The 5605-nt window shown below is 66.3% G+C and carries 6 protein-coding genes; 3 read left to right on the top strand and 3 right to left on the bottom strand.

Annotated elements, in window-relative coordinates; genetic code table 11:
* The 3 genes from L995_RS27455 to L995_RS27445 all read right to left on the bottom strand — a co-directional run.
* The coding region (locus tag L995_RS27455) for an acetate--CoA ligase family protein (protein WP_047474518.1) at positions 1-1366 on the bottom strand (1366 nt) is incomplete at its 3' end.
* A 39-nt stretch (positions 1367-1405) separates the two neighbouring features.
* A complete protein-coding gene (locus tag L995_RS27450; RefSeq protein ID WP_047474513.1) occupies positions 1406-2551 on the bottom strand; it encodes an acyl-CoA dehydrogenase family protein in 1146 nt (381 codons plus the stop codon).
* Between the two features lie 38 nt (positions 2552-2589).
* The gene (locus tag L995_RS27445) at positions 2590-3411 is read right to left on the bottom strand and encodes an IclR family transcriptional regulator (protein ID WP_082001647.1); all 822 of its coding nucleotides are present in this window, start codon (positions 3409-3411) and stop codon (positions 2590-2592) included.
* A gap of 211 nt (positions 3412-3622) precedes the next feature.
* Here L995_RS27445 and L995_RS27440 point away from each other — a divergent pair, with 211 nt between their 5' ends.
* From L995_RS27440 to L995_RS27430, 3 genes are all read left to right on the top strand, one after another.
* Complete coding sequence (locus L995_RS27440; RefSeq protein ID WP_047474510.1) at positions 3623-4609, top strand: Bug family tripartite tricarboxylate transporter substrate binding protein; 987 nt, start codon at positions 3623-3625, stop codon at positions 4607-4609.
* Positions 4610-4678: 69 nt separating this feature from the next.
* The gene (locus L995_RS27435; protein WP_047474509.1) at positions 4679-5110 is read left to right on the top strand and encodes a Zn-ribbon domain-containing OB-fold protein; all 432 of its coding nucleotides are present in this window, start codon (positions 4679-4681) and stop codon (positions 5108-5110) included.
* Positions 5107-5605 (top strand): beta-ketoacyl synthase N-terminal-like domain-containing protein (locus L995_RS27430; protein ID WP_047474507.1); only part of this gene is annotated, 499 nt, incomplete at its 3' end. The genes L995_RS27435 and L995_RS27430, both read left to right, overlap by 4 nt.

The following is a 5605-nucleotide window of genomic DNA, read 5'->3' as shown; positions in this document are numbered from 1 at the left end:
CCGCGTTGACGGCCTTGCCCACCGATCGCGGCGGCGCAAAGCCGCCTGCGACCAGCAGGCGGTAGCCTTCGCCCAGGCGGTCACTCATCCAGATCGGCACGATCGGCGTAGGGCATCGCTGTTGCGCGGCGATGATGGTCTGGGCCATGCGGATGGTGGTTTCGCCATAGTCCAGCGCAATGGGTGCGATGACGCAGCCCAGATGCGGGTCGGCAGCCACCGTGCCGAGCGTCTGCTCGATCAGCTCGGCATCGCTGAGGATGGCGGCGGTGGTGTCCACGGGGTTGCCGATGGCAGCATAGTCGGGCAGCCGCTCTCGCAGCACCCGGGTGGTCTCGGGGGCAAACTCGGCCAGAGTCAGGCCCGCCGTCCCCACGGCGTCGGCGGTCAGCGCCGCAGTGCCGCCGGACGAGCAGTAGATGCCGATCCCCTCCTGCGCACCGGGAAGCCCGCGGGCAAACAGCCAGGCGGTATCGACCAGTTCGTCGATGTCATCCACTTCGATCACCCCGTATTGCTTGAATACGGCGCTGTTGACCTCGGCTGAACCGGTGAGCGATGCCGTGTGCGACTGCGCGGCTTTGCGCCCGTACTCCGACTTGCCGACTTTCAGCGCAATCACGGGCTTGCCATTGTCCGCCGCGCAGCGCAGCGCGGCCAGAAAGCGCGGGCCATCCTTGATGCCTTCGAGCAGGGTCACGATGACCTTGATGTCCGGCGCTGTCGCCATGTACTGGATGAAGTCGGCCACCTGCAGGTCTACCTCATTGCCGGTGGACGCCCACAGGCCGATGCCTATGCCGCGCTCCATGGCCTGCATGACGTTGCGGCCCAGTCCGCCGCCTTGCGTCGCCAGCCCGATGGGGCCCTTGACCAGGTCGTGCGGGAACGAAGGGGAGAACGTCATGCCCAGCCCCTGGTTGACGTTGGTTAGGCCAGGACAGTTGGGGCCGTAGATGCGCATGCCGGCTGCCGCGGCGATGTCCTTGAGTTGCTCTTGCGCGCGCTCGCCCTCTTCGCCGGCCTCTCCGAAGCCGGAGGTCAGGATGATGGCGAAGGGCACGCGCCGCGCCGCGCACTCCTGCACGACGCCCAGGACATTGGCGGCCGGCACGGCAATCACGGCCACATCGGGTGTTTCGGGCAGGCTGGCGATGCTGGGCCAGCAGCGCCGGCCGCGCAGCTCGGTCTTGGTCGGGTTGACAAGGTAGAGCTCGCCGACCGGCGCCGAGTGGTCGATCAGATTGGCCAATGTGCGTCCGCCGATGCTCTGGGGCCTGTCGGAGGCGCCGACCAGGGCAATGGAGCGGGGACGGATGAGGCGCGACAGGTCGCAGGGCGCAAGGTGGGTTGTGGTGTTCGGCATGGGGGCGCTTTTCATGGGGTCCGCAGGTGGGTCGAATACTCAGGCGATGGCCGAGATGCCCAGGATCTCGCGACCGACGATCAGCGTCTGCACTTCCGTCGTGCCCTCAGGGATGGTGCCACCACGGGTGTCCCGGAAGATGCGTTCGATGGGATAGTCGGTGGCATAGCCCAGCCCGCCATGGACCTGCAGCGCCATGCTGGCCACCTCGTGCGCGGCTTCCGTGGCGTAGAGCTTGGCGATGGAGGCAGCGGTACGAGCGTCCTTGCCCGAATCCAGCGCGGCGGCGGCGCGCAGGCCCAGCGCGCGTGCCGCCTCGACGCGAATGGTCATGTCCACGATGAGTTTCTGCACCAACTGGAAGCTGCCGATCGGCTTGCCGAACTGGGTGCGCGTGCGCGCATAGTCGATGGACAGGTCCAGCGCCGATTGCGCGGCGCCCACGGCACCCATGGCGATGTTCACGCGTGCACTGTCCAGGCCGATGAGCATTTTCTTGAGTGCTCCGCCTTCCGTGCCCAGCAGGTTCTCGCGCGGGATCCGGACGTTATCGAAGCCCAGCTCGGCGGTGCCGGTGCTGCGCAGCACCATGGTTTCCACGCGGCGCATCTCGTAGGGCGAGACATCGCGCTCCACCAGGAAGGTAGACAGCTGGCCCTGGCAGTCGGGGCTGAAGGTCCGGGCCACGACGATGCCGAAGTCCCCGAAGGCGCCGTTGGTGATCCACAGCTTGCGGCCGTTGAGCACGTAGTGGTCGCCCTGCAGGTCGGCCCGCGTCTGTACCTGGGCGATGTTGGAGCCGGTGCCCGGTTCGCTGATGGCACTGAAGCACTTGCGCTCATTGGCCAGCAGCGGCTTGAGAAAGCGCTCCTTCTGCGCGGGCGTCGCCTCGGCGGCGAGCTTGTGGATAGCCGCGTTGGTGATGTTTAGCATGGTGCGCAGCGACAGCCAGGTGTAGCCCGCCTCCTCCATCATCAGCGCCCAGGTGATCTGGTCCAGGTCCATGCCCCCTTCCTCCTCGGACAGGCGACCGCCCAGGTAGCCGAATTCCGACAGCGGCTTGAGCAGCTCGAACGGAAATGTGTGAGCCTGGTCATGCTGGGCGACGACGGGCGCCACATGCTCCTTCATGAAGCGGCGGATGTTGTCGCGCAACAGCTCCTGGTCGGCGGTGGGAATGTTCATGGAATGTCTCCTGTTGTATGGATGGAAAAAAATCGGCCCTACGACGTAGAGGCCGGTGTCTTGCGGCCGATGCGCCGCGACGGGCCATGGCCTGCAGAGTGTTCGGAAGCTGCATCGTCCTTGCGCTGGCGGAATATCAGCGCATGGACTTCCTGCAGCGCCTGCAGGCACTGGGCGCGCTGGGCGCGCATGCGATCGGTCGGGCCGGCGACTGAAATGGCCAGCGGCTCGCCACCGGCCAGTCCCGCGACCGCCAGGGCGCTGAGCCCGTCGCTGCCCTCGTTCTCGACCCAGATCCAGCCCTGTTCACGCGCTTGCGCCACCTGGGCCTCCAGCGCTGCAAGGTCGGTGATGGTGCCGCTGGCCAGCGGGCGCAGCGGCTTGAGCCGCAGCTGGCGTGCCGCCTCCTCGGGCGTGCCCAGGGCTAGCACGGCCTTGCCCAGGGCAGACACATGCAGTGCCAGCTTGTCGCCCACGTTCTGCATGTAGCGCAGCGGGTGGCGTCCTTCGGTGAAGGCCAGCACCTTGACGACGCCGTTCTCCAGCCGGCCGCACAGGCCGGTCTCGCCCGTCTTGTCGCGCAGCAGTTCGCAGGCCTCGGCGCCCACGGCGTAGAGCGGGTCGCTGGCCGAGATCTCCCTGGCCACGGCCAGCAACCGGGCCGTGGGATAGAAGCGCCGGCTGCGAGCGGTGCGCAGCAAATACCCCAGTTCGTGAAGGGTGTGCAAGAGGTCCGAGCAACTGCTCTCGGGCAGGTCCATGAGCCGGGCAAGGTCCGAATTGGACAGCTCACGCTTTTCACGGGCGAACACTTCGAGCAAGGTCATCGTACGGGCGGCAGCAGGAACGGTGGTTGGCATGTCATCTCCGATATTTCGTAGGCACGGATCCATCATATCGAAGGTCGAATACGGCTGCCTCTCCGGCAGATGTGTGTGTTTATGCCCGGTTGTCCGGAAAGGGTGAACGAGGTTTTCCTGGGGTTGCGTATCTACGAAATTTTGAAGTAGTCTACGGTAAATCGTAGATATTTCAAGCAAACAGTTTTCACAACCACCCGGAGACAAGCCTGTGAAGCCCTTCTGGAAATCCATCGCCTGCGGTGCGCTTGCACTGCTGGCTGCAGGCGCCGCATCAGCGGCGGGCGATACCGGCAACTGGCCGGCCAAACCCCTGACCTTCATCGTCCCCTTCACCCCTGGCGGCATCACGGACAGCACATCCCGCCTGCTGGCACAAAAGCTGGGGGACAAGCTCGGCCAGCCCGTGGTGGTGGACAACCGGCCCGGCGCGGGCGGCTCCATCGGGGTGGACTACGCCGTGCGCCAGCCGGCGGATGGATACACCCTCATCTACGGCACGCAGGGTACCCAGGCGGCCAACCTGGCGCTCTACAAGAACTTGCGCTACGACCCGATCAAGGATTTCGTTCCCGTCCATGGCATGTCGGAGTCGCCCCTGGTGCTGGCCATCCATCCCGCACGGACCTTCAAGACCGTGCCGCAGCTTGTGGCCTATGCCAAGGCCCATCCCGCAGGCCTGAACTTCGGCTCGGCCGGGCCCGGCACCGCCACGCACCTGACCGCCGAGCTGTTCCAGTCCGCCACGGGCACCAAGATGACCCATGTGCCCTACAAAGGCAGCAGCCCGGCGCTCAACGACCTCATTGCAGGCAACCTCGACCTGGTTTTCGACTACGCCGCCGTGGTCATGCCGCTGGTGCAGGCGGGCAAGCTCAAGGCACTGGCGGTGACCGGCAAGGCGCGGCTGGCCAGCGCGCCTGACCTGCCCACCGTCGGTGAGCTGGGCTACCCCGGCGCCGAGTCCGTGGCCTGGAGTGCCGTCTTCGTCGCGGCTCACACACCGGCCCCCATCGTCAAGCGCCTGGCCGATGCGCTGGGCGAGGCCATCGTCGATCCCGACGTGCTGGCCGTCACAGACAAGAATGGCAGCACGCCCATGCGCGGCATGCGCGGCGACAGGCTCAACGCTTTCGTGAAGTCCGAAGTGACGCGCTGGCGCGAGGTGGTTCAGCGCTCGGGCGCCCGGCTCGAATGACGGCTCAAGCGGGACGCCGACACGCCTTGCAGACCATTGCTTTCCAGACCAATTTCCAAGGAGTCATACATGACAGACGATCTGCGCGGCTTTCGGCCGCGGCATCCCAGCCTCTATCAGCTGGCGGCGGACGGCCGCTCGCTGGAGTTCCTCTACGTGCAGTGCCCGGCCTGCGGGAAGCTCAGCTTCCCGGCCAATGTTCCCGGCTGCGGGCATTGCGGTGATGCGCTGCAGGATGCGCAGACCGTGGCGCGACACGGTGCCGGCACGCTGCTGGAGTTCGTAACCTTGCACGTGCCCTTGCTGCCCGGCCTGCAGACGCCCCGCATTGCGGGGGACATCCGCATCGCAGATGGCCTGGTGGAAGAGGGAGTGATCGCCGTATCCGATGAATCACAGCTGCACGTCGGAATGCAGCTGCGCGCAGTGGCTGTTGCCCAGGCTTCGGCAGAGATATTCGACTGCCGCTTCGTGCCCGCCCAGGCAGGAGGTGCAGCATGAGCAACTGGCTGGACCCTCACGACGGCGTGTACGTTGCCGGCATTGGCATGCATCCCTACCAGTTTCCCAGCGACACGCCCTACACCCATCTCGGTCTTGTGGCCGTGCGTGCCGCACTGGGCGACGCGGGCCTGTCCTGGCCACAGGTGCAAAGCGCCTATGTGGGCACCACCTCGATAGGCATGGCCACGGGGCGGGTCATGCTCCGGCACCTGGGCGCCACGGGACTGGCGGTCACGCAGGTGGAAAACGCGTCCGCTTCCGGCTCGTTCGCTTTCCGCCAGGCCTGCATGGAGATTGCGTCAGGCATCAGCGATGTGGCGCTGGCCGTCGGCGTGGACAAGCACGGTGACGGTCGCCGCGCCGCCGACAAGGAGGGCCTGGCACGCCTGAGCGAGACCGCCACCATTCCGGCCGTGAAGTTCGCCATGATGGCGCGCACCTACCTGCGTGAGCGTCGGGCGGATGCCGCATCCATGGCCAAGGTGGCCGTGA

This window comes from Delftia sp. ZNC0008, from assembly GCF_000799035.1.
Classification (GTDB): Bacteria; Pseudomonadota; Gammaproteobacteria; order Burkholderiales; family Burkholderiaceae_C; genus Comamonas; species Comamonas tsuruhatensis.
Note: the sequence above shows the minus strand (reverse complement) of the source record. Positions and strands in the feature narration are given on the sequence as shown.